The sequence below is a fragment of the Paraburkholderia sp. SIMBA_027 genome, assembly GCF_046535315.1.
GTDB classification, from domain to species: domain Bacteria; phylum Pseudomonadota; class Gammaproteobacteria; order Burkholderiales; family Burkholderiaceae; genus Paraburkholderia; species Paraburkholderia tropica.
This window is the reverse complement of the sequence record NZ_JAWRWY010000026.1, coordinates 35,795-58,594: the sequence shown is the minus strand read 5'-3', so window position 1 is coordinate 58,594 and position 22,800 is coordinate 35,795. Positions and strand designations below refer to the sequence as shown.

Genomic DNA, 22,800 nt, shown 5'->3' with positions numbered 1-22,800 from the left:
AATGATGACGGAGAGTATTGGCTTCAACCGATTGTGGGCGTGCGAGCAGGCCATGCCTGCCGGGGAAAGCGAAACATGAGAAAAGTGGGATTGGTCGGATGGAGAGGCATGGTCGGCTCCGTCCTTCTAAAGCGTATGCGGGAAGAAAACGACTTCGCGCACATCGCGCCGACGTATTTCAGTACATCGGCCGCTGGCCAGCGCACGCGCGATCATAGAGGCAGAGAGCACACACTACGTGACGCCCACGCGATCGAACAACTCGCAGAGATGGACATCATCGTCACGTGCCAAGGCGGCAGTTACACGAAGGCAATCTACCCCGCTCTGCGGGCCGCCGGTTGGAATGGCTACTGGATCGACGCGGCATCGGCAAAGCGCATGGACAGTGACTCCGTAATCGCTCTCGACCCGGTCAATCGAGTACACATCGACGCGGCTATCGCATCGGGGGTGAAGAATTTTATCGGTGGCAATTGTTCCATCACCTTATCGCTCGTTGGCCTGGCCGGGCTGCTCCAAGCTGGGCTCGTCGATTGGATGTCTATGATGACCTATCAGGCCGCATCAGGTGCGGGTGCCACCCATGTGACTGAACTGCTTGGTCAAATGACCGCGCTATCGGATCACACGCGCGCGGCACTCGCCGATCCCGCGACGCCGACCATTGACGTATTGGATCGCGCTCGCTTCGCTGCGGCGAGCGACGACTATCCAATCACCCGATTTGGTGTGCCGCTCGCGGGCAGCATTATCACCTGGATCGATTCAGATCTCGGAAACGGCATTAGCCGCGAAGAATGGAAGGGCGAAGTCGAGGCCAACAAGATACTCGGTCTGGCGCCAGGCACTATCCGCGTCGACGGGCTTTGCGTACGGGTTGCGGCGCTGCAAAGTCACTCTGCAGCGATCACGCTCAAGCTGAAGGAGGACCGGGACGTCGAAAGTTTGGAGAAACTCATCGGGAATGGGAACGAGTGGGTCGATTTCGTTCCGAATACCCGAGAAGAATCGATACGGCGCCTGAGTCCTGCCGCTGTTAGCGGTTCGTTGAAGGTCGCGGTCGGCAGGCTACGGAAGATGAACCTTGGCGACGGAATTTACAGCGTTCTGACTACTGGCGACCAGTTACTTTGGGGGGCCGCTGAACCGCTGCGCCGTGTCTTGGGTATTATCTTAAGTACGACCTAACATACTCCTTCACGCCAGAATTCGGGCTGGTGCGCATGTGAAGCCGTTTAGCGCTCAAGCGGCTTTAAGCGCTTGAGCGTCGCTTCGGAGGGATATCTGCCGGGTACGAAAGCGTGATCGTTGCGATTGACTTCTTTTCCTGTATTGCGATCGATCAGCACGGGGTCGACGGCCTCGCCGGTTTCACGGTCCACGAAATCTATGCCCCATCGATGCCCTTTGACATAGCGGCGTCCCCAAGCAAATAGCGCGATCAGCACCGGGGACAAGTCTCGCCCCTTTGCTGTGACGCGGTACGAATCCCGGCCGGCGTCAGCCGAATCTCGATACCGCTCCATTAGCCCGGCGCTGATCAGGTACGTAAGGCGCTTCGACAATACGGTCGGCGAAATGTCCAGGCTGTCGCGGAACTGTTCGAAGCGTGTCGAGCCTTGTAACGCATCGCGTATGATCAGCAGACTCCACCACTCGCCGACCTGCTCTAACGCCAGCGCGACGGCGCAGTCCATATCGGCAAAGCTTTTCCGCTTCATATCGATTTCCGTCAAATAGTCTATCAAAGAGGGCTACTGCCACGCCGGCGAAAAGCGGCCCTGACAGGCGTGGAGAATGAGCCATACTTATGCCTGACTGCAACCTCCAGGACGTCGGTATTGTAATGTATGTCTTAGAGACCATTTCATCATAGCTGTTCTGCACGTCTGAAGCTGTTCCATGGAGTAGCCCCTTGATTCTCAGGACACGCGGCACCTCTTAAAATAGGAGGTAGTCTTGTGACTAGTTTCAAGCCTACGCAAATTGTGGAAAGCATTGAAGTTCTGACTGAGCCAGAGCGCCGTCGTCTGCGTTCGGTTCGAGAGAGAGTGGCCATTGTGCAGGAAACCCTGGAGCCGGGAGCAACGGTTTCGGCGGTTGCCCGTCGGCATGGGGTGAACCCAAACCAGGTGTTTGTTTGGCGCAAACAATACGAGGACGGCAGCCTGGCGGCGGTGAAAGCTGGAGAGGCCGTTGTACCAGCCTCACAGTTGGCTGCAGCGATGAAGGAAATCAGGGAACTGCAGCGTCTGCTTGGCAAGAAGACGCAGGAGGCAGAAATCCTGAAAGAAGTAGTCGAATATTACTGTCCACCATGCGCCTTCTCCGCGTCTTCATATCCACTACTCCAACAGTCACCTCACGGGTCACCTGCCTTTGCCAGTACGCCGGCGAGGACGGACAATTGGACCTACCGTGCTCCGTATGAAGGACACGAGGAGGTTACGATAGACCGAACAATCGGTTCCTCTTCCGGGCGAACACAAATGGAACAATCGTCCACGCGACTTCACGTCGTATGGAGCAGCCCCGCGTATCTGAGGACACGAGGACTCTCTTAAAATAGAGATAGTCTTGTGCCTAACAGTAAGCCTAGTCATTACGTGGAATCCATCGAAATTCTGACCGAGCCGGAGCGCCGTCGTCGGCGTACCGCGCAGGAAAAAGTCGCCATCGTGCAGGAAACATTGGAGCCGGGCGCCTCCGTGTCGGCGGTGGCACGCCGGCACGGCGTGAATGCCAACCAGGTGTTCGGCTGGCGCAAGCAATATCAGGAAGGCAGTCTGGCGGCGGTGAAGGCTGGCGAGACCGTTGTGCCCGCATCTGAGCTGGCCGCCGCAATCAAGGAAATCAAGGAACTGCAACGGCTACTCGGGAAAAAGACGATGGAAGTCGAAATCCTGAAAGAAGCTGTTGAATGGGGCCGCTCAAAAAACTTGATTGCGCGCTCGCCCTTGCTGCCGGGGGACGACCTTTGAAAACGGTCTGCGAAGTTCTCGGCGTGGCGCGCTCTGGTGTAGCAGCGAAACAGGTTCGCTCGCCCGATTGGCGCGACGGCCGTAGCGCCAAACCGACTGACGACTCGGCATTGGTCCACGAGATTCAGGCCGATGTAGCGCACCTCCCCACGTACGGCTACCGACGTATCTGGGCACTGCTGCGCCGTAGTCGGGAACAGACCAGCGCGCCGTGCATCAATCACAAGCGCGTGTATCGGGTTATGCGTGAGCATCAGTTGCTGCTGCGGCGCCCCGGCGTGCGACGAGACACTCGACGGCATGGCGGTCGTGTTGCTGTTGACCGAAGCAACACCCGCTGGTGCTCCGATGGCTTTGAGTTCCGGTGCGACGATGGCACACCGCTGCGCGTCACGTTCGCCCTGGACTGCTGCGACCGGGAAGCGATTAGCTGGGCGGCGACGACTGGCGGCCATAGTGGTGATGTGGTGCGCGACGTGATGCTGGCTGCCGTCGAACAGCGCTTCGGCACCACGCAGGCTACGCAAACCATCGAATGGCTATCGGACAATGGCTCGGCATACAGCGACCACCGCACTCGCAGCTTCGCTCGTGAACTGGGACTTGAGCCGCTAACCACGCCGGTCCGTTCGCCGCAGAGCAATGGCATGGCCGAATCATTCGTGAAGACCATGAAGCACAATTACGTCGCGTTTATGGACAAGTCCGACGCACCAACAGCGCTCTCGCGTCTGGCCATCGCATTTGAGCACTACAATGAGCGCCACCCGCACAAAGCCCTGAAATACCGCTCGCCTCGCGAGTTCAGACGCGCAGCGGTGCCATCAACCTAACAGTGTCCGCGTGTCCTGAATTGCAGGGGCAACTCCATCGTACTAAAACAGGACTACCTAATTAGGAAGTTCACCAAAAAAAATGCCGGCCACAGTGGCCGGCACAAATCGCGCTACTTGGGGGCGAAGCGCGAACGACAACGAAACTTGCCCCGGATGTGCCGGAGCAGCAGATCTATGGGCCGCAGACAATTTCCAAATAGGATTGCGCAATATAAAACGAAATACAACCGAATTTCAAACTGTAACCCACAACCGAAAGCTAACCTATTTACGAATCTTACGTCGTCATCCAGCATCTGCGCCTCCCACATACAGCGAGAATAGAACGTCAAACGAAGGATATGTTGGACCGACACAAAACATCACGAGCTAGCAAAAAGCAACGCCAGTCGGAAAGCTGTTAGCGCAAGTTACGAGGCGTGGTGGAGTCTGCCTTTCGATTGGATCGTATCCGAGTTATTTATTATCAGCATGTACTTTAAATATGTCAAACGAAAGTGTTTGAATTTATCAGTTATTTTCGAATCAAGTATGCAAGGAATGTGCAATGAAAACAGCGAACGAAGCCGCAATCACAAGCCCGTGCAACTGCACAGCGTTGCCCGCCGTAACGCGCCGCGCTTCTCAGATCTACATTCGCACGGATGCTCGAAGAATCGATCGCATAGAGGATAGCGAATTGGTTCATCGCCGCCTCCCAATCGTGAGCCCCCCCCCCCCAACCGGCAGTAATGTTGCGAAGCCCCACCCAGATGAGTTTTGTTGCCTCATCGTCGCTGGGAAAGTGCCCCCGGCCTTGATGATCTTGCTTAGCTGCGAGTTGATATTCTCGATGGCGTTCGTAGTGTAAATACTCTTTCGTATTCCCGGTAGAAACGCGAGGAACGGGATCATGCGATCCCATGCATTGCGTCAAGCGACACCGACAGGGTGGGAATCTCTGGCCCCATAGCCCTTCGGCGAACGCATCCAGTTCGGCCCGCGCCGCTTCCGCGCTCGCAGCGGGATAGATCCGGCGAATGGCTGCGGCAAGCGATCTGCAATCTCTCTAGCTCGCATAATCGAGGCTGATGCGGATCAGATGCAGGATGCAGGTTTACAGCGTGGTGGCCGGCAACACGGCTGCAAGCGCTTCGGGCATGCTCTTGAGGCCGTCTGTGACAGCGATCTGTTGATTTGCACGGATCCCCGCGTCAGGATTCCTTGCAAATCAACAGTCGGGGGAACCTCATGCTGCACGACGGTACCATTTACCAACCAAAGCCAGCCCCTTTCGCTTGACGAAGCACATCGCCCCATCATTCACGGGAAGTTTGCGTGAACGACGAACTGGGATTCAAACCTGAACGTACCCAGATCAGCAGCGCGATTATCCCCATTAGCGGGAAGATCAATAGACTACCCTCAGGGCCGGCACCACCTCCGGTTAGCAACATATTTCCCAATGGTTCCGAGGTGAATACTGCATGTTCGATAAGCCTCCCACTATCTGAATTCCCGTATACCGCAGACTCACCCCAGTCCCAAGCGGCGTGGAAGCCAATCGCCCACCAGAGTGAGCCGGTGAACCAGAGTGTCATGCAAAGAATAAGTCCCATCAACGTCGCCGCCAGAACGCCAACCAGCGTTTCGCCCGGGTTAGTCCAGTGCATCGCACCAAACACAAGAGATAGGAACACCGAAGACGGCCAGAACCCCATACCTCGCGACAGGGTGTATTGAAGATAGCCCCGCAACAAAGACTCCTCGGAGATTCCGGCCATGATGAATGCGATGGCCCATATGACGGCGTATCGCCACGCCTGAAATCCGCGCTCAGTCGTCGAGACGTCGAGACGAAGAAGACCAAATTGCCACAATGACAACACCAGGATGGAGATCGCTACGAAACCGAAAACCGCTCCTGAGAGGAGCCGAGGTCCGCGGTCGCTGCCTTGCAGCCCATAGGCGAATAACGACCTGCCCTCGATTTTGGCCAGGGACGCCGTAGCGACAGCTACAGCGAACAGGTTTATGCAGTTCATCACCAACCCGTTCGCCAGAGGCTGTACGTGGGCGTTGTCAGGCCGGGGCAAAAAGTGCCCCGCCACAAATCCCAGACCAACATCCGCGATGGCGAATATAGCGACAAACAGCAGAGCCCCCCATCCAGCGCGAATGCCACATCTTCCGACAAACATCCAGCGTAGCTTTCCACCCCGTCCCGCGGCCGTGTAATGGACATCTCGCGCATGCAAATTTTGCTTATCTTTCAGCAATTTTCATCCCGCATGACATATTAAGATTATCCATCATATGGTGGAGAAATCATTTGCAAAAAATCGAATAGAGCGAAATCTACGATTCCCTACGTTTTTCATGACAAAACCTAGTTTGCATATCGGATAAATTAATGCCCAGATTGGAATTTAAAAACCGCAGTAATGCTCTTTCGAATCAATCAGTACAGCTACAAGCGCCGTTAGACCGGTTACCCTGCTGTTCGCCCCATCGCACCAAAGGCGGTCGACGCAAGACAGATTGACCATCTCGATTGAGCTGTCCGACGTTGCTGTTGCTCACGTAGGAACTGAACGGTCCGTTCCGGAGGTGCCGGTCAAGCTACCTCGACTCAATCAATCCATGCACACTGTGCATCACCAGAGCGGCTCGCGCAGCCGCGTTGCGGATTGCCACGTCCACAAATCAAGAGGCGAGGGCAGCCGTCATTGAGATGCAACCAAAACAGTTAGCGTTAAAGCTCACAGCCCACCTTTCCGTCTATCCTCGGACAATTTCAATAGTGGCGGCGATTTGAACAGGTTTTCGGGCTGAATCCGCTCCCAAAGCCCCCCCTTACCCTGCACCTTTCCCAGCTCATCTTCTCGCCGCAGCCACGATTCGACGCTTCTGATTCGTGTTGGATGGATTTCATCAAGTAAAGCGTAGTCTCTCTTCACGATCCCAAACTTCCAGAGGTTCCAGAACCCCGTGAAATTATCGCGAAAACTCATCGTGCTTTTGTCATGGGGATCGGCGTTATATCCAGCCGGAAGGCTTGCGGCAGCCTTTAGCGGGCCGCTCCAATAGGCGTCGAGCTCAGTGTCAATATAGCGCGCCGGATGCCCTGTCACTCGCTCGAACGCCTCCGCAAGCTTGCCATATTCAACGTGCTCTATGGCCACCGCCAGATCCATTCCATTGGCACGACTCTGGTTATCAAAGAGCCACCTTGCGTAATACCCGCAATCCTCCAATGCAGCATGGGGTACTGCGCCCATGCCAAGCGGCACTCGCCAAGTTGCGACCCCGCATTCTATGGAGGGCGTCATTGGCGTCATTGCCGAGAAAGCCATTTCCATATAGGGACCGGTGGTTAGCAGAGCCGCACCCATACGTTCGCGATTGAACTGATTCTGAAACAGAATCCATTCGCCGACCCGACCTTTCCCGTCATAGTGCCCAGTACGGAACCGTGAGTCATAGCCGGACTGCTTAAGCCCGTAATCGAGGTTGCCGTACACGAAGAATTTCACACCTTCTTCAATGGCTATCTCATAACTGCGGATAGCCCAGTACATTTCAGTTTTCTCGCCCGCGTTGAATCCGTCGATATTGACATATGCCCCGTCGCAATCTCGAAACCCAGCGCGAAGAACTGCCTCATCCGCAAACGTTCCCTTGAGTATCGACACATTGCCGAGCGCTGTCAGCGCTGTGGCTCGCCGGGATGCAGGATCACGACTCAATGCTCGAACAAAATACTTCCTGTCTGAAACCAAGCCCCGAATGACCGCGAAACCTTGCGCTCCGGTACCACCCACGACAAAGATTCTTGAGGGATCCTGAAATGCCATGCTTATTTCCGAGTCTGGGACCAGGCAGACTGCCCGGTTGCCGGTCAATTTTCGCATCAACGACGATGATGATTTCGTGCCCACCGGTCTGTCAACGCCGACTGGCACGATACTACAATAATAAGAGTTACTGTTCGGTGGGGCAAGACCTATCTTCTGAATGTTCGCTTTCGAAGACATTTGGGCGCGAGGCGAGGTGACTGTTCAATGCCATAAGTCTCAAGCAAGAAAGCCCTCGCCCGGCCACGACCGTCAGGTAGTTTTCAATAGTGTCAGCCTTACAGCCCGGAGCATCTTGTAATAAAATCTCTCGCAACCAGGTATGGCGAATACAAGAGGTACTGTTTATGCGCTCGAAGGGTTTCGATGGGATGGTATGCTCGGTTGCCACTGTCATGGCAGCAATCGGAGACCGCTGGGGTCTACTGATCCTGCGAGACCTAGTTTTAGGCCTCAGGCGGTACGAGGATTTGCGCCGATCAAGCGGCGTAACTAACGCAACGCTTAGCGATCGCCTAAAACATCTTGAGGCGAATGGACTTCTCGAACGACAGCGCTACCAGTTCAGCCCCGAGCGCTTCGAATATACTCTAACGCCGAAAGGGCGGCAGATTGCACCTGCACTCATGCTGCTCGCTCAGATCGGCGATAGTTGGAATGATTCAAACGGGAACGAATCTCCGCTGAAATTCGTGAACCGGAAGTCTGGGGCTGATGTGGGCTGGACCTTGGTAGACCTGAGCACCGGCAAGAAGTTGCGCCCGCAAGACGTAGAAGTACAAGCTGGTCGAGGAGCAGATGATCTGATGCGCTGGCGCCTATCTCAAGCGGATCGCGCTCGAAAAAATTTGAGCGATACCGACAGTCGCTAAATCACACTGGGAATTATGAAGTGCCTTGGGTTGAGTTCAACCCGTTGACCTCCCCCGCTGACGTAGCCCAGCAAAATCTCCGATATTGTCCCAGTAGTTTGGTTCAACTTCAGCAGGCTAGATATAGCCTACTGGCCCCATGCGCTGCCATTTGTTGTTTTACCTGCTTACCCCTACCGTGGTTGCCACTTCAACCAATTCGGTCATCTCAATGGTGCCCGCAGGGAATCAGTTCTGTCTCGTCCATGCCGTTGATCATTTCAGTCAGCGAGTTATCCTATCTGTGGCCGTGGCCGCCGCTAGACAAGGCCACTACCCGTCTCGTCCAACCATTTTCTGTCCCGAGTATCCTCACTGGCCGATCTCACACATCGTTAATACGGAAGTTTGCAACAGCACTTTGCATTTTGTTCGCTTCTTCCGCCATCGATTGTGCGGCGGCCGAAGCTTGTTCGACCAATGCCGCATTTTGCTGCGTAACTTGATCCATCTGGGCAACCGCTTGATTAACCTGTTCGATACCGGTGCGCTGGCCTTCCGAGGCCGTCAGGATTTCGTCCACCATGTCGGCGAGGCGTTGGACTGACTCCACGATCTCGCCAATCCTGCCACCCGCTTCTGCGACGAAATTCGAACCCGCGGCCACACGCGTCATTGACTCGCCAATCAGGTCGTTGATCTCCTTCGCTGCGGTCGCGCTTCTTTGCGCAAGTGTTCGAACCTCCCCCGCCACAACCGCAAACCCGCGACCTTGCTCCCCAGCGCGCGCAGCCTCGACCGCCGCATTAAGCGCCAAGATATTTGTTTGAAACGCAATTCCCTCAATTACGCCAATGATTTCGCCAACTTTCGCCGAGCTGTCGGAAATCATCCCCATAGTTTCCACGACACGTTTAACTGCATCGCCACCGTGCCTCGCTACTTCCAATGCCATTTTGGCAAGCATTGTCGCTTGCATTGAGTTATCGGCATTTCGCCTTACGATCGCGGTAAGCTCTTCCATACTCGAGGCTGTCTCCTCTAAAGATGCCGCCTGCTCTTCCGTACGCTGGGACAAGTCCGTACTGCCGACAGCAATCTGCTTAGACGCAATGCTCACAGCGTTCGCCGTCTGCCTCACCTCGCCAACGACCTTGGAAACGCTAGCCAGCAACGCATTGAACGCGACTGCCGTATAGCCGATTTCATCCTCGCGATCGATCTTTACGTTGTGAGTCAGATCCAGTGAGTCGCTGACGTGCTCCATTGCGCCTTGCATCCGCTTCAAGCCAGAAGTCATTGAGCGGTATAACATCACTCCCTGCCCACCGCTCATGATCCCTCCCACCGCCATACAAGCCAGCAACAGCCACAACGCTTGCGAGTAGTCCGCGTTATTCCGGCCACCCAAATCATGGCTCAGCCGAACGTTGTATTCGATGTGATCCGAAAGACCGCTCCGCAATTTGGCACCCGCCACCCCCACAACTCCGCCCTCAACCAACATGTTCTTGGCACCGTCAATATCGCCGGCAAGGGCTTTCGCCTTGAAGCTGCCTAACTCCGCTTGGTAAGTGGAAAAATTTGCCTTATCGTCTTCCAGCATCTCGCGGTCTGCCCCGTCTGAAAGGTCATCCTTCGCATACGTTGCCAGATGCTGGCCCAATAACGCTGCAACTCGATCCATCTGCTGTTGGACTTGCGCTTTGTCCGAATCATCTGTGCTCAAGAGATACTGGAAGACCAAACGCGAATAGCCATCAGCATTTAAACGTGCCTCTTCGAGCTCCTTGATGCTCGGGATAATCTTAGTCTGAATGTACTCGAATCGCTGCTGTGCTTCATACAGTCGCAATAGTCCAACACCACCAACGAAGATCATGGCAGTCAATGCGATTGAGAGCATCGCTATGAGTCGTTTAGAAAGTGACATTTCTTCTAGTGATTTTACAAAAAATATACAAGACAAACTCTCGACCTTATCGTCGAGCCGCCCTTAAATTAATTTAATTATTAGCAGATTAAAATGGCCGCGCTTAGTCGATATCGAAAAGTTCGTCCAAAGGCGACGGACGGTGGTGCAAATAGCCCTGCGAGTAATCCACGCCCATGTCCATTAGCATGTCGTCTACTTCTTTCGTCTCAACAAACTCTGCCACGGTTTTCTTCCCAGTAACTCTTGCCACGTCATTTATACACTTTACTGCGATCTGACTGACAGGATCAGATTCGAGCTCTCGAACAAATTGACCATCTATTTTTATGTAGTCAATCGGCAGAGCCTTCAGATAGCCAAATGAAGATGCACCACTCCCGAAGTCATCTAGCGCAAAGCGCACTCCTTCCTTCTTCATTGTTGAAAAGAACAAACTTGCCGCATAAAAATTTGTGATGACAGCCGTCTCTGTGATCTCGAAGCAAATTATCCCCGTTTTGAACTTTGCTATACGTATTTCCTGCGAAAGGAATTCCGTGAATTCAGGATCACTTATAGAATTACCTGATAGATTTATAGAAATTGTCGAAATTTTGTCACAATTATCGGCATGATCGTTAAGGATACGAAAGACACTCCGTACAACCCATCTGTCAATCTTGCTGGCAAGATTGAAACGTTCTGCAGCCGGCAGAAATTTGCCCGGTCCGATAAGCTTGTCGCCCGTATCTCTAAGCCTCAAAAGAACTTCACCATGTACTTGCTCAGTACGCTCTTTCAGCGGAACGATCCGTTGAAAGTAGAGAATGAATTGATCGCTATCAAGTGCTGCCTCCAGACGCCTAGCCCACTGCATGTCGTTGCGCTGAGACTCAATTACACCGTCAGTTGGGGTGTAGACATGAACCCGATTGCGTCCAGATGCCTTCGCGGCGTAGCAGGCGCTATCTGCGGCGCGCAGTAACGCTTCTTTTGATGTCCAGCTCCCATCCAGCACTACCAACCCGATACTGACACCTACGTGCACGTAGACATCTCCAACGCGAAAGCGATAATTATCCAACCCCCGACAAATTTTCGTGGCCAAGGAATGCACAGATTCAGTGCTGTCGCGGCAAACCAGCAACCCGAACTCATCGCCACCGACCCTGGCAAAAGTATCTTCGCTTCGTATGACTCCGCATACAATCTGCGCTACCTGCTTGAGCACACGGTCCCCCGCAGCGTGACCGCCGGCATCATTTACGATCTTGAACTGGTCCAGATCTATGCTCATTAGTGCGTACGTCAATGTCGTCGCCTTTTGCGCTCCCGTCACGACATGGCTAACCCGCGCCTCAAACTCATCTCGATTCAGAACACCTGTGAGGGAATCGTGCGTAGCCCGATACATCAGCTCCTCATGTAGTCGGACGGTTTCCGAGATATCTCGAACAATGAAAACCGTACCAATCGGGCCGCTATCGCCTGAACCCGGTATAGCAGATGCCATGCATTCCACGATCTTAGCTTCACCAGTTCTGTGAATTAGCGTTCGATGTTCAGTTCCGGTAAAGCTTCTGGAGGAATTTATGCCTCGCCTTACGCCATCGTAGGAGCCGTCTTTTGTCGATAGATTCAACACGCTTGAAATGCTTTTACCTTGCACCTCTGCACTTTTCCAACCTGTCAGTTCCTCTGCCGCCGGATTGACATACTCAATTCGTCCTTTCCGGTCAGCCGCGATTACACCATCGCCGATTGAGTCAAGGGTAACCTTTAGCCGGCGATGTTCGGCTAGAAGCGCCTCTCGAATGCGATTTCGCTCCGTGACATCCTGCCATGACGAAAGAGACATCGACGCGCCGTTAGCGTCCGACGAAACAACCGCAGCGACCTCGACATCGATCGTCGACCCGTCGTTGCACAGCACTGTGCGCGTCACCTTCCCTACTTCCCCCCCGGCAAACACCTGCCGGATCTCGACTTCAGCGCACTCGCCGCCTTTCAGAAGATAGAATTCTTCTAAGGGTCTCCCCAAGACGTCAGACCGTGCGTATCCCGTGGATTGAAGCCAACGGTCACTGACATGCAGAATTTTTCCCGAGCTGTCGACTGAGAACAGCATAACCGGCGTCTTTTCGTAGAGCGCCTGATATCGGGCAGCTGCGTTCCTGCTTTCCGTAATAAATGACGCAAGCTTGTCCCGCATGGTCGCGATAGAGAATGCAAGGCTATCCGGGTTTTCGCTGCGAAGCGCGATCTGACCGCTAAAGTCTCCCAATGAGATGGCTTTCGCTCGCTCGACCAGATCCCTTGGATCCGCTCCGAGCTGTATGAAAAGTGATCGTCTAAGAGCCGCAGCCGAAAATATCGCGATCGAGATTGCGATCAATAGAATAAGTCCAACAGCGCGCTGCGCCCGCTCATCCAGGGCGTTCGCATCTTGCAGCTTTTCTCTACTATCGACCAGAATTAGCTTTACGATATCACTCGCGTCGCTCTGGATCACCCCGACGTACGCCAAGGATGCGACGTCGGGCTGATCGGCGTTAGCTTGGGCAGACTGATCGCCCCGCAAAGGCGGCTGTCGGTTTGCGAGCAGATACAGTGAGGATAACGCATACATATCATGCCAAATGATCTTTTCCTGATCACCCGCCTCGGCTGCGTATCGCTCGTAGTCTTCTACCTCTTTCCGGTATTCATCCACGGCGCTATCGAATGAATTCCTTAGCGCTTCACCTTTTTCTTCGTCCCGTGCTTGCGTGAGACGGGATGCGATTGCCTGAATCGACTGCAAGGTCACCTGCATACGGAGACAGATCCGCGCCCGCTTCGCCCACCTGTCCTGATATTGGCTGACGTACTGGTATTCGCCCCGTATTGCATGGAGGCTCGCGGTTCCGAGAACAACCAGAAGTGCCACCATGGCAAAAAGCGACACGCCAATCTGGGTGCCAAATTTGGAACTTTTGACAAACGACATGCCAACTGCCTTCACTAAGAATTCTGTACGTCAGGCGCTGTGCATTCGCCATACAGCGCCAAGCACTAAGCTGCCTTCCCGGAACGAATTTATTACGTTCCAGCCCCATATTTTTTCGATCCGTCGAGACGTCATAGCCTTCCTTCAACAGTTCGCTAAGGCGGCTATTCGCATTCGTTCCGCAGTTGACCTGTCAGGTCAACCTTTGGATGGATGGCCATCTCGGATGCGCGTTACGAACTAGCATTCAGATCTGGCGCTCGACATATTTATTAGACGAAATCGGTACATACGATTGGTGGAAAACGATTGCCTGTCGTATCGCTATCCAGATAACGCTACACGAAGCTACACAACAAAATTTGGATAAAAATGCGAAAAACCGTTCGGTCGGCTTACTAGCAGCGGATAGTAAGGAACTCTCCAAGTCAGACGTTATGCCCCTTTTTGTCGCTGGCCGTCAATTACGACACATTAGAATGAAGCAGACTCACTTTTTACTCGAGGAGATTGGGCGACTGACGTCGCACACCAACGCCATCTCAACCTCATCACCAGTGCCGGAATAGCTTGATGTGCAACGTGTCAAAAAAACGACCGACCGTGCATTAAAATTAGATGGCAGCGATTTCATGCAACAGTGGTGTCCAGTTGCTCTGTGAAAGCTCTCCACGCGTTGGCGTCGCACCAACCCGTACTAGCGGCACGTCCTGACGCTAAAAGCCGGGCTGCGGCCCGCTTTAGAACGGAGCGATTGGTGTCCCTGCACCGTAATAGAACATTATCTTCGCTCGCCGATAACAGCACACCGTCCAAACAATTACATTTTCGACATCTTATAGCCCAACGCAGAAAAAAGTGCGCGAATACGTAACTATTTATTTCACGAACTGAATCTCCCATCCATATACGGTGAAATTCTCTCCAGTTATTCGAATAACTCATTCATTCATGAAAACGAGTAATTGGAATACACGGCTTTTTCCCGATACATTCGCGCTCAACTTCGCGGCACGCCGCTTGATTCTCCACGCTTCACCCGCGCCTTTCAACCGTCATCCAGTTTATTTCGATGCGCTTTCGCTGTTTATACAATTTCACCCTGTTGATTGCGCTCGCGGGAGTTCTTCCCGGCGCGATGGCCGAGAACGTGGTCGTGCTGGATTCCGGCGAGGCGAAGATCAATCTGATCGACGAAGCGACGCGCAAGGTCGTCGCGGTGATGCCTGCGGGTAAAGAACCGCATCATCTGATGATCACGCCAGATGGCAAAACGCTGATCGTCGCGAATTCCATTTCCGACAATTTCATGTTCCTCGATCCGCACACCGGCGCCGTGCGCGGCTGGCTTCAGGACATGGAAGATCCGTATCAGCTCGGCTTTTCTCCAGATGGCAAATGGTTCGTCACGAACGGGCTTCGACTCGATCGCGTCGATATCTACCGCTACGACGGCCAGCATTTCTCGCTCGCGAAACACGTGCCGATTCGCAAAATGCCCAGCCACATGACGTTCTCGCTCGACAACAAGACGGTGTTCGTCTCGTTGCAGGAATCCGGTGAGATCGCGGCCATCGACCTGCCGACGCAGACGATACGGTGGCGCGTGCATGTGGGCGACGATCCAGCCGGCCTGTGGATGGTGCCCGGTAACCGTTTTCTGCTGGTCGGCATGACGGGCGAAGACAACGTGACGGTAGTCGATACGCAGACGCACACCGTCGTCAAGAAGATTCATACAGGACGTGGCGCGCACAATTTCCGCTCGCTCGACGACGGCACACATGTCGCTGTCACGAATCGCGTCGACAGCACCATCAGCATTCTCGATTACAAGACGCTGACCAATACCGGCGATATCACCGGCCTCATGCCCGGCCCCGACGATATGGAATTGCAAGCCGATCGCCGCCATCTCTGGGTGACCTTCCGCTTCTCGCGCCACGTGGGCGTGATCGACCTTGCGACGCGCAAGCTCGTATCCACGATCGAAGTGGGCCGCTCTCCGCACGGCATTTTCATGGGCGACCGCGCGCCCGTCTACGCGCCCAATCCTGATTGATCGGCTGGCAGGAAAAAACGATGCTGCATGCAATGGGAACAGGAATGGGCCTTGAATTTGAGCGCTTCGTCGGTTTGCTTCAAACCGACGCCTATATCTACATCGTCCAGCCCTTGCTGTTCCATCTTCATTTGATGGACTACGACGAAGACGCCTACGACGCGCTCTATTGGGCGGTGGTCGGCGTGCTCGAAATTGCGGTGACGTTCGCGATTCTGCGTCCGCTTGAGGCATGGCGTCCGATTGAACAATGGGAACAGCGTCGCGCTTTGTGGCCCGACGTCTGGTACACGTGGATCGCGAAACTGGGCATCGTCAATGCGCTCTTTTTCGTCTGGCTCCAACCCACGATCAATCATCTGGAAACGTGGATGACGGTCAAAAACATCTGGACCGTGAATCTCGATGAGATCGCGCCCGGCCTGACCGATCAGCCACTCGTTTCATTTGCGATTTATCTCGTGGTGCTCGATTTTCTCGGCTACTGGTATCACCGCTGGCAACACCGGTTCGGCATCTGGTGGGAACTGCATGCGGTTCATCACAGTCAGCGCCAGATGTCGCTCTGGAACGACGACCGCAATCATTTCGTCGACGACATCGTGCAAACGGCTTTCTTTACCGTGGTCAGTTTGTTCATCGGCGTTCAGCCGGGGCAATTCGTCGTACTGGTCGCGGTCAGCAATACGTTGCAGGCGATCCAGCATGTGAATGCGCGCCTGCCTTATGGATGGTGGCTCGAACGCGTCATTGTGAGCCCGTCGTTTCATCGACGCCATCACGCCATGGAATACGGCCATACCGGCACGGCCTATGGCTGCAATTTCGGCGTGCTATTTCCATGGTGGGACATGATTTTCCGCACGGCTTCCTGGGAAACCGCAGTGGAACCCACCGGCATTACCGATCAACTGGATCGGCCGGAACAGCGGGGACGCAATTACGGCAAGGGTGTCTGGGCGCAGCAATGGCTTGCGCTCTGCCGTATCAAGGCACGCATGACGGCTGCATCGGCGGCCGCAGTCGACTCGCGTTATGAGCGTAGCTAACGCGAGTCCATCGTTCGATCGCTCGTTCTTTTGTTTGTTCGTTCGATAGCCGCCGCTTTTCACTATTCAAATCAATCTACACCCGATCATGCGCCGCACGCCCTGCCGCCTCTCGCTGTTTTCTTTTCCACGCCGTACCGTGTGCGCCGCGTTCATTACCGCATTGACTGCATTGACCGCATTAACGAGCACCGAGGCGTCCGCGCAAGTGGCGCCGCCCGCGCTTCAGGCTCGCGCGTGGGTATTGATGGACGCCGGTTCGGATCAGATTCTCGCGTCGTCGAATGCCGATGCGCGCGCGGAACCCGCGTCGTTGACCAAACTGATGAGCGCTTATCTCGTGTTTCAGGCGCTGCACGCGAAGCGCATCACGATGGATCAGACCGTGCTGCCGGGCGAAGCGGTGCGCAGCGTCGGGACCGACGAATCGCGCATGTTCATCGAGCCGAACAAGCCCGTGAGCGTGCATGACCTGCTCTATGGCTTGATCGTGCAATCGGGCAACGACGCCGCGATTGCGCTGTCCGAACTCGTGGGCGGCAGTCAGGCGCAATTCGTGCAGATGATGAATGCCGAAGCCGCCAGTCTGGGCATGGCGCATACGCATTTCTCCGACGTCAACGGCATGCCCAGTCCGCAGCACTTTACGAGCGCGGGCGACCTGGCCACGCTGACTGCGCATATCATCAGCGACTTTCCCGAGTATTACCCGATCTTCTCGACGAAGACATTCACCTACGACCGGATTCGCCAGCCGAATCGCAACCGCCTGCTCTGGCTCGACCCGAGCGTGGACGGTCTGAAAACCGGGCACACGCAGGCGGCTGGCTATTGCCTGATCGCCAGCGCGAATCGCGATGTCGAAGGCGCACCCGGCACGTCGCGACGCGTGATCAGCGTCGTCATGGGCGAGCCCACGGAGCCCGCTCGCGTGGCAGACAGTCTCAAGCTGCTCAATTTCGCGTATCACGCATTCGATGCGGTGCCGTTCTTCCGCGCGGGCCAGGCGATATCGCTTGCGCGCGTTTATAAAGGCACGCGTCTCAACGTCGACGTTGCGCCGACGCAGAATGTTGTGGCCACGATTCCCGCCGGGACGCGCGCCCAGATTACGTCGAGCATCAAGGTGAATACACCGCTCTTCGCGCCGCTGAGCGCTGGCGAACAGGTGGGCACGGTGACCATTCTCGATCAGGGCAAGGTGCTAACGCAGGTGCCGCTCGCAACGCTTTGGGCCGTGCCTCAAGCCGGTTTGCTCGACCGCGCCTGGGATTCGCTTCAGCTCATGCTCGGCAGCAAAGTTTAAACGCCCGCATTAGCTGGTCCCTCATTACCAGCCCTTCCCGCGCGTATCGTTCTGGCATTCGCGCTTTTCACTCTACAATACAGGACGCCGCCATGAAATCGAATAAGAATCCCGCTGCGATGCCGCAACCGCACCCACGCAATCGCCATCCCTATGCACGGCGACGTCTGCTGAAACTCGGCGCCTCGCTGGTGCTCGTCGGCATCGATCCCGGACTCGCGCTCGCCAATACACGGCCGACGATACGCGGCGTGCGCGTGTGGCCCGCCACCGATTACACGCGCGTCACGATCGAGTCCACGCAACCGTTGCAGGTGCAGGAACACCAGCTAGCCTCGCCGAATCGCCTCGTGGTCGACCTGCAAGGACTCACGCTCGATCAGGCTTTGCGCGCGCTGGTTTCGAACGTGCATCCCAACGATCCGTATATTCGAGCCGTGCGCGTCGGGCAATTCACGCCCGACGTCGTGCGCATCGTGCTCGATCTCAAGGGCGCGGTCACGCCGAAAGTGTTTTCGACCGCGCCTACGGGCCAATACGCGTATCGGCTCATGCTCGATCTCTATCCGGCGGACGGCAAACCGCAGGACGCACTCGACACGCTCGCCGCACGAGCCACTGAATCCACGCAGGCCACGCACAACGCCCCCGCATCGACGCCCGAGCGCAGCACGCAACGCAAGCTGATAGTCGCGATAGATCCGGGCCACGGCGGCGAGGATCCCGGCGCGATCGGCGGCGGCGGCACCTATGAAAAGCACGTGGTGCTCGATATCGCGCGGCGCCTGCGCGAGAAGATCGCCGCGTCGCCCGACATGGACGCGATGATGACGCGCGACGACGACTTCTTCGTGCCGCTCGGCACGCGCGTGACCAAAGCTCGCCACGCGCGCGCCGATCTGTTCGTCTCCATTCACGCCGATGCTTTCACCACGCCCGCTGCGTCGGGCTCGTCGGTGTTCGCGCTTTCGGAACACGGCGCATCGAGCGCGGCGGCGCGTTGGCTCGCGCAAAGCGAAAACGCTTCCGACGTCATCGGCGGGCTCGATATCAAAAGCGCCGATCATGCGCTCGCGCCGGTGCTATTCGATATGTCGACGACACAGCAGATCAACGACTCGCTCAAATATGGCGCGCTCGTTCGCGAATCGATCGGCAAGATCAATCATCTTCACGGCAACGGTCTGGAGCAAGCGGGTTTTGCGGTATTGAAAGCGCCCGATATTCCGTCGATTCTCGTGGAGACGGCATTCATCAGCAATCCGAGTGAAGAACTTAAACTCCAGAATCCCGCTTACCGTCAGCAAATGGCCGATGCGATTTACGACGGTATTCGCAAATATTTCGCAAGTCACCCGCCGCTCGAACGCCGCGTGACCGTCTGATTGACGACGTTCACGCGCGTGCCATTTCAATCCGTCAACCCCGGAAGTTCGCTCTTCGGAGAAGCCCCGAACACGCTGATGCCGCCTCCCAGCAAGTTTCTCAGTCTTTCCCGTCATGCGGCCTTGACGCTCAAACCGCGCCATGGCCGTTCAAGTGCGCTTGGTTTTGTGTTCGCTGTAGCGTTTTTTGCGCTGGCGCTGCGCGCCGCGTGGGTACAGTGCTACGACGCGAGTTTTTATCAGCATCAAGGCGAGATTCGCCAGGTCAGCGATCGTGGACTGCCCGCCGCGCGCGGCCGGATTCTCGACCGCAATGGCAGCGTGCTCGCAATGAGCATTCCGACCGATACTGTTTGGGTCGATGCCGCATCGACTTCGCAACCGGCGTCGGCATCGCAGGTCCAGGCGCTCGCGCATCTTCTCCAGATCGAGCCCTCCGCGATCGATGCCGCATTCGCCTCGCATCGCCAATTCGTCTATCTCGCGCGCCAGATTCCCACCGATGTCGCCGCGCTTACGCAGCAATTGAATGTGCCGGGCGTGTTTTATCGTCCCGATTCGCGGCGCTTTTATCCGGAGGCCGGCATCACCGCCAATATCGTCGGCTACTCGGGCATCGACGGTAAAGGTCAGGAAGGCATCGAGCGCGCCGCGGAGCCGCTATTGCGCGGCGCCAACGGCCGCGTCGACGTGCTACACGACGCACGCGGCAATGCCATTGAAAATCTCACGCGGCTCGCGCCGCAAAACGGCAACGATATTCATCTCTCGATCGATCTGCCGATTCAATATGCGGCTTATCAGGCGCTGCAAGATACCGTCACGCGCTTCGCCGCGAAATCCGGTTCGGCGATCGTCATCGACCCGCACACGGGCGAAATTCTCGCGATGGCGAACTGGCCGAGTTACGACCCGAATAGCCGCACCCGCTCCGATCCCCAAGCCATTCGCAATCGCGCTGCAACAGATGCGTTCGAACCCGGCTCCGTGATGAAGCCGCTCACCATCGCGCTCGCCATTCAGCAGCAGCGCGTGACGCCCGATTCGATCGTGACCACCGACGGCGGCAAATTGAATCTCGACGGCCAAACCATTCACGACGACGCCGATTTCGGCACGCTCACGGTCGCGGGCGTGATTCAAAAGTCGAGCAATGTCGGCACCTCGAAAATATCGATGCTGCTTTCGGCGCGCGATATGTGGCACAACTTCCGCAATCTTGGTCTGGGTCTCGCGCCGCACGCGGGCTTGCCGGGCGAAGCGGGGGGCACGGTGCGCGACTGGCATCACTGGCGGCGCATCGAGCAGGCAACGATGGCCTACGGCTACGGTCTTTCCGCATCCTTGCTGCAACTCGCGCAGGCCTACACGACCTTCGCCAATGACGGCGTATTCGTGCCTGCGACGATCTTTCAGCAACACACGCCGGTCACCGGCAAACGGATTTTCTCGGTGAAGACCGCGCAGTCGGTGCGCGCGATGATGGAGAACGTCGTGAGCAAAGGTGGAACCGCGTCGCAGGTGGTGGTGCCCGGTTACACGGTGGCCGCGAAAACGGGCACCGCCTATCGCTGGACCCAGCACGGCTATGATTATCACCAGTATCGGGCCTCGTTCGTCGGCCTGATTCCGGCGCAGCATCCGCGCGTTATTATTGCGGTGTCGATCGAATCGCCGACCAAGGGCTCGCATTTCGGCGGCGCGGTCGCCGGTTCGGCATTCGAGGCCATCGCCTCGCCCACGATGACGCGGCTACGCGTCGAACCCGATGCGGACGTTACCGCGCATCGGTGAAACATCGTGATTCAGGGATCAAGGCTGACGCCGCCGTCGCATTTTACCGTCGCCACCAGATTTTGGCCGTCGAGTTCGAACGGCACCTTCCAGCCGTGTCGAGCGGCCTGGCGCGAGGGAGCCAATTCGAAACTGGCGTGACCCGAGGCGTCGAGTCTGGCGCGTTCGAGAAAGGCATTCACGGATGTTTGCGCGGCGAATCGGCTTCTGGTTACGCATTGATCGTTCGCGTTCGCGCTTCTGGCGAATATCAGCACGAAGCCGATTGCGGCGACCGTGAGCGAAATGCCCACTATCCCCGCCGATAACTGCCGGGGTTCATGCGAGAACTTGCGATAGTGCGCCATGCTCGGGCTATCCGTGACGGAAACACACCGAAGTATGCGGCAGCCCTTATCAAATTTTCGTTGAGCGCGGAGGATTTTCCTGTGTCGCGCGGGGGCAACATTGGAAGCGGCGCTGGATGGCGCGTGTGAGGTCTGATTGCTTAGTCAGAAGATGACCCAACAAGCGGCGAACAAACGACAAAAATCCCTTAAATAAAGGCCTTTTATCGTTCCATTCGTGCACCATTAAAAGACCCGGCGTGCGCACGACAATAACGCCATAAACAACGCTGCGCTTCCATCCTACGCCCCACGCCATCAAGAATTCGTTAACACGTAACGATTCTCCGCAGCGTCATAAGCAATCGGCAAATCGTGATTTGGGCGCGTCCAACCCGCGCCTTAAGCTCGCCGCTCCTATCACGCCGCCCGTTGCATCCATGAAAAAAACTCGCACGCTACCTGCTCTCGCTCGCGCCTTGCTTCTCGCCGGCAGCCTTTTCACCTCGATGCACGCCTTCGCCGACACCACGCTGCTCAACGTCTCTTACGACCCCACGCGCGAACTCTACACGGCTTACGACAAGCTCTTTTCGACCTGGTACGACAAAACCACCGGGACGAAGGTCACCGTTCGCACGACCAACGGCGGTTCCGGCGCACAGGCGCGCCAGGTGCTCAACGGCCAGCAGGCGGATGTGGTCACGCTCGGCATCGCGTCCGATATCGATGCGCTGGCCGCGCACGATCTCGTACGTAAGGACTGGCAAAAACAACTCGCGAATAACAGCACGCCCTATACGTCGACAATTGTGTTTCTCGTGCGCGCCGGCAATCCCAAAGGCATTCACGATTGGGGCGATCTCGCGAAACCGGGCGTGGGCGTCGTGACGCCGAATCCGAAAACATCGAGCGGCGCGCGCTGGAATTATCTCGCCGCATGGGCCTGGGCAATGCAGCAGCCAGGCGGCAACGAGGCCAGCGCAAAGGCCTTCGAAAAGTCGCTCTATCACAACGTGAAGGTGCTCGATTCGGGCGCGCGCGGCGCGACGAATTCGTTTGTCGAGCGCGGCATCGGCGATGTGCTGGTCGCGTGGGAAGACGACGCGCTGCTCGCGGTCAACAAGCTCGCGCCGGGCAAGTATCAGGTGATCGTGCCGTCGATCAGCATTCGTTGCGAACCGCCCGTGGCCGTGGTCGATTCGGTCGTGGACCGTCGCGGCACGCGCAAGATCGCGCAGGCTTACCTGGAACATCTCTACGCGCCCGACGCACAGGAATTGATCGCGCAAAACTACTATCGCCCTGCCGATCCCGCGATCGCCGCGAAGTACGCCAAGACCTTTCCCGCCGTAAAGCTCATCGGTATCGAAGACCCGATGTTCGGCGGCTGGCACACGGCGCAGGCGAAGCATTTCGCCGATGGCGGCGTGTTCGACCAGATCTTCCAGCCCAACTGAGCCCGTT

General features: G+C 56.2%; 15 protein-coding genes and 2 pseudogenes. 10 read left to right on the top strand and 7 right to left on the bottom strand.

Annotated features, from left to right (window positions below):
- Positions 1–75 precede the first annotated feature (75 nt).
- Positions 76–1,191, top strand: coding sequence for an aspartate-semialdehyde dehydrogenase (gene asd, locus SB764_RS34440; RefSeq protein ID WP_110329857.1), 1,116 nt, complete (start codon positions 76–78; stop codon positions 1,189–1,191).
- Positions 1,192–1,238: 47 nt separating this feature from the next.
- Here the strand turns inward: asd and SB764_RS34435 are convergent, their stop codons facing one another.
- A complete protein-coding gene (locus SB764_RS34435; RefSeq protein ID WP_146230131.1) occupies positions 1,239–1,724 on the bottom strand; it encodes a winged helix-turn-helix transcriptional regulator in 486 nt (161 codons plus the stop codon).
- A 276-nt stretch (positions 1,725–2,000) separates the two neighbouring features.
- On the opposite strand from SB764_RS34435, the pseudogene SB764_RS34430 reads away from it, so the two are divergent.
- Together SB764_RS34430 and SB764_RS34425 are read left to right on the top strand one after the other, a co-directional pair.
- A pseudogene (locus SB764_RS34430) lies at positions 2,001–2,309 on the top strand (transposase); the annotation flags it as partial.
- Between the two features lie 309 nt (positions 2,310–2,618).
- A protein-coding gene (locus SB764_RS34425) for an IS3 family transposase (RefSeq protein ID WP_410866126.1) occupies positions 2,619–3,817 on the top strand; the annotation gives its coding sequence in 2 pieces (ribosomal slippage) (positions 2,619–2,934 and positions 2,934–3,817; 1,200 coding nt in all).
- Between the two features lie 667 nt (positions 3,818–4,484).
- Here the strand turns inward: SB764_RS34425 and SB764_RS34420 are convergent.
- From SB764_RS34420 to SB764_RS34410, 3 genes and pseudogenes are all read right to left on the bottom strand, one after another.
- A pseudogene (locus SB764_RS34420) lies at positions 4,485–4,988 on the bottom strand (transposase); the annotation flags it as partial.
- A 130-nt stretch (positions 4,989–5,118) separates the two neighbouring features.
- Positions 5,119–6,078, bottom strand: a complete 960-nt coding sequence (locus SB764_RS34415; protein ID WP_348966828.1) for a CPBP family intramembrane glutamic endopeptidase — start codon at positions 6,076–6,078, stop codon at positions 5,119–5,121.
- Between the two features lie 483 nt (positions 6,079–6,561).
- Positions 6,562–7,656 carry an NmrA family NAD(P)-binding protein gene (locus SB764_RS34410; protein WP_348966827.1) on the bottom strand — a complete coding sequence of 365 codons (1,095 nt, stop codon included), beginning with the start codon at positions 7,654–7,656 and terminating at the stop codon, positions 6,562–6,564.
- Between the two features lie 395 nt (positions 7,657–8,051).
- Here SB764_RS34410 and SB764_RS34405 point away from each other — a divergent pair, with 395 nt between their 5' ends.
- Positions 8,052–8,528 carry a helix-turn-helix domain-containing protein gene (locus SB764_RS34405; protein WP_348966826.1) on the top strand — a complete coding sequence of 159 codons (477 nt, stop codon included), beginning with the start codon at positions 8,052–8,054 and terminating at the stop codon, positions 8,526–8,528.
- 364 nt (positions 8,529–8,892) lie between these two features.
- On the opposite strand, the gene SB764_RS34400 is transcribed toward SB764_RS34405, so the two are convergent.
- Together SB764_RS34400 and SB764_RS34395 are read right to left on the bottom strand one after the other, a co-directional pair.
- Entirely contained in the window at positions 8,893–10,440 is a 1,548-nt protein-coding gene (locus SB764_RS34400; protein ID WP_348966825.1) for a methyl-accepting chemotaxis protein, read from the bottom strand.
- A 103-nt stretch (positions 10,441–10,543) separates the two neighbouring features.
- Entirely contained in the window at positions 10,544–13,411 is a 2,868-nt protein-coding gene (locus SB764_RS34395; RefSeq protein WP_348966824.1) for an EAL domain-containing protein, read from the bottom strand.
- A 1,072-nt stretch (positions 13,412–14,483) separates the two neighbouring features.
- On the opposite strand from SB764_RS34395, the gene SB764_RS34390 reads away from it, so the two are divergent.
- The 5 genes from SB764_RS34390 (at position 14,484) to SB764_RS34370 (ending at position 21,007) form a co-directional block, all read left to right on the top strand.
- Entirely contained in the window at positions 14,484–15,473 is a 990-nt protein-coding gene (locus SB764_RS34390) for a beta-propeller fold lactonase family protein (RefSeq protein WP_183040707.1), read from the top strand.
- 20 nt (positions 15,474–15,493) lie between these two features.
- Positions 15,494–16,522, top strand: coding sequence for a sterol desaturase family protein (locus SB764_RS34385; RefSeq protein WP_110329874.1), 1,029 nt, complete (start codon positions 15,494–15,496; stop codon positions 16,520–16,522).
- Between the two features lie 88 nt (positions 16,523–16,610).
- The gene (locus tag SB764_RS34380) at positions 16,611–17,828 is read left to right on the top strand and encodes a D-alanyl-D-alanine carboxypeptidase family protein (protein ID WP_348966823.1); all 1,218 of its coding nucleotides are present in this window, start codon (positions 16,611–16,613) and stop codon (positions 17,826–17,828) included.
- A 92-nt stretch (positions 17,829–17,920) separates the two neighbouring features.
- A complete protein-coding gene (locus SB764_RS34375) occupies positions 17,921–19,213 on the top strand; it encodes an N-acetylmuramoyl-L-alanine amidase (protein WP_410866118.1) in 1,293 nt (430 codons plus the stop codon).
- Positions 19,214–19,291: 78 nt separating this feature from the next.
- Positions 19,292–21,007, top strand: coding sequence for a peptidoglycan D,D-transpeptidase FtsI family protein (locus tag SB764_RS34370; protein ID WP_110329865.1), 1,716 nt, complete (start codon positions 19,292–19,294; stop codon positions 21,005–21,007).
- Positions 21,008–21,018: 11 nt separating this feature from the next.
- On the opposite strand, the gene SB764_RS34365 is transcribed toward SB764_RS34370, so the two are convergent.
- The gene (locus SB764_RS34365; RefSeq protein ID WP_348966821.1) at positions 21,019–21,354 is read right to left on the bottom strand and encodes a hypothetical protein; all 336 of its coding nucleotides are present in this window, start codon (positions 21,352–21,354) and stop codon (positions 21,019–21,021) included.
- Between the two features lie 419 nt (positions 21,355–21,773).
- Between SB764_RS34365 and SB764_RS34360 the strand changes: the two genes are divergently transcribed.
- Entirely contained in the window at positions 21,774–22,793 is a 1,020-nt protein-coding gene (locus SB764_RS34360) for a sulfate ABC transporter substrate-binding protein (RefSeq protein ID WP_348966820.1), read from the top strand.
- Positions 22,794–22,800: the final 7 nt, after the last annotated feature.

Bases quoted from the DNA above. Each gene is read 5' to 3' on its own strand.
- asd (WP_110329857.1), top strand. From the start codon at position 76: ATGAGAAAAGTGGGATTGGTCGGATGGAGAGGCATGGTCGGCTCCGTC.
- SB764_RS34435 (WP_146230131.1), bottom strand. From the start codon at position 1,724: ATGAAGCGGAAAAGCTTTGCCGATATGGACTGCGCCGTCGCGCTGGCG.
- SB764_RS34410 (WP_348966827.1), bottom strand. From the start codon at position 7,656: ATGGCATTTCAGGATCCCTCAAGAATCTTTGTCGTGGGTGGTACCGGA.
- SB764_RS34405 (WP_348966826.1), top strand. From the start codon at position 8,052: ATGGCAGCAATCGGAGACCGCTGGGGTCTACTGATCCTGCGAGACCTA.
- SB764_RS34400 (WP_348966825.1), bottom strand. From the start codon at position 10,440: ATGTCACTTTCTAAACGACTCATAGCGATGCTCTCAATCGCATTGACT.
- SB764_RS34395 (WP_348966824.1), bottom strand. From the start codon at position 13,411: ATGTCGTTTGTCAAAAGTTCCAAATTTGGCACCCAGATTGGCGTGTCG.
- SB764_RS34390 (WP_183040707.1), top strand. From the start codon at position 14,484: ATGCGCTTTCGCTGTTTATACAATTTCACCCTGTTGATTGCGCTCGCG.
- SB764_RS34385 (WP_110329874.1), top strand. From the start codon at position 15,494: ATGCTGCATGCAATGGGAACAGGAATGGGCCTTGAATTTGAGCGCTTC.
- SB764_RS34380 (WP_348966823.1), top strand. From the start codon at position 16,611: ATGCGCCGCACGCCCTGCCGCCTCTCGCTGTTTTCTTTTCCACGCCGT.
- SB764_RS34375 (WP_410866118.1), top strand. From the start codon at position 17,921: ATGAAATCGAATAAGAATCCCGCTGCGATGCCGCAACCGCACCCACGC.
- SB764_RS34370 (WP_110329865.1), top strand. From the start codon at position 19,292: ATGCCGCCTCCCAGCAAGTTTCTCAGTCTTTCCCGTCATGCGGCCTTG.
- SB764_RS34365 (WP_348966821.1), bottom strand. From the start codon at position 21,354: ATGGCGCACTATCGCAAGTTCTCGCATGAACCCCGGCAGTTATCGGCG.
- SB764_RS34360 (WP_348966820.1), top strand. From the start codon at position 21,774: ATGAAAAAAACTCGCACGCTACCTGCTCTCGCTCGCGCCTTGCTTCTC.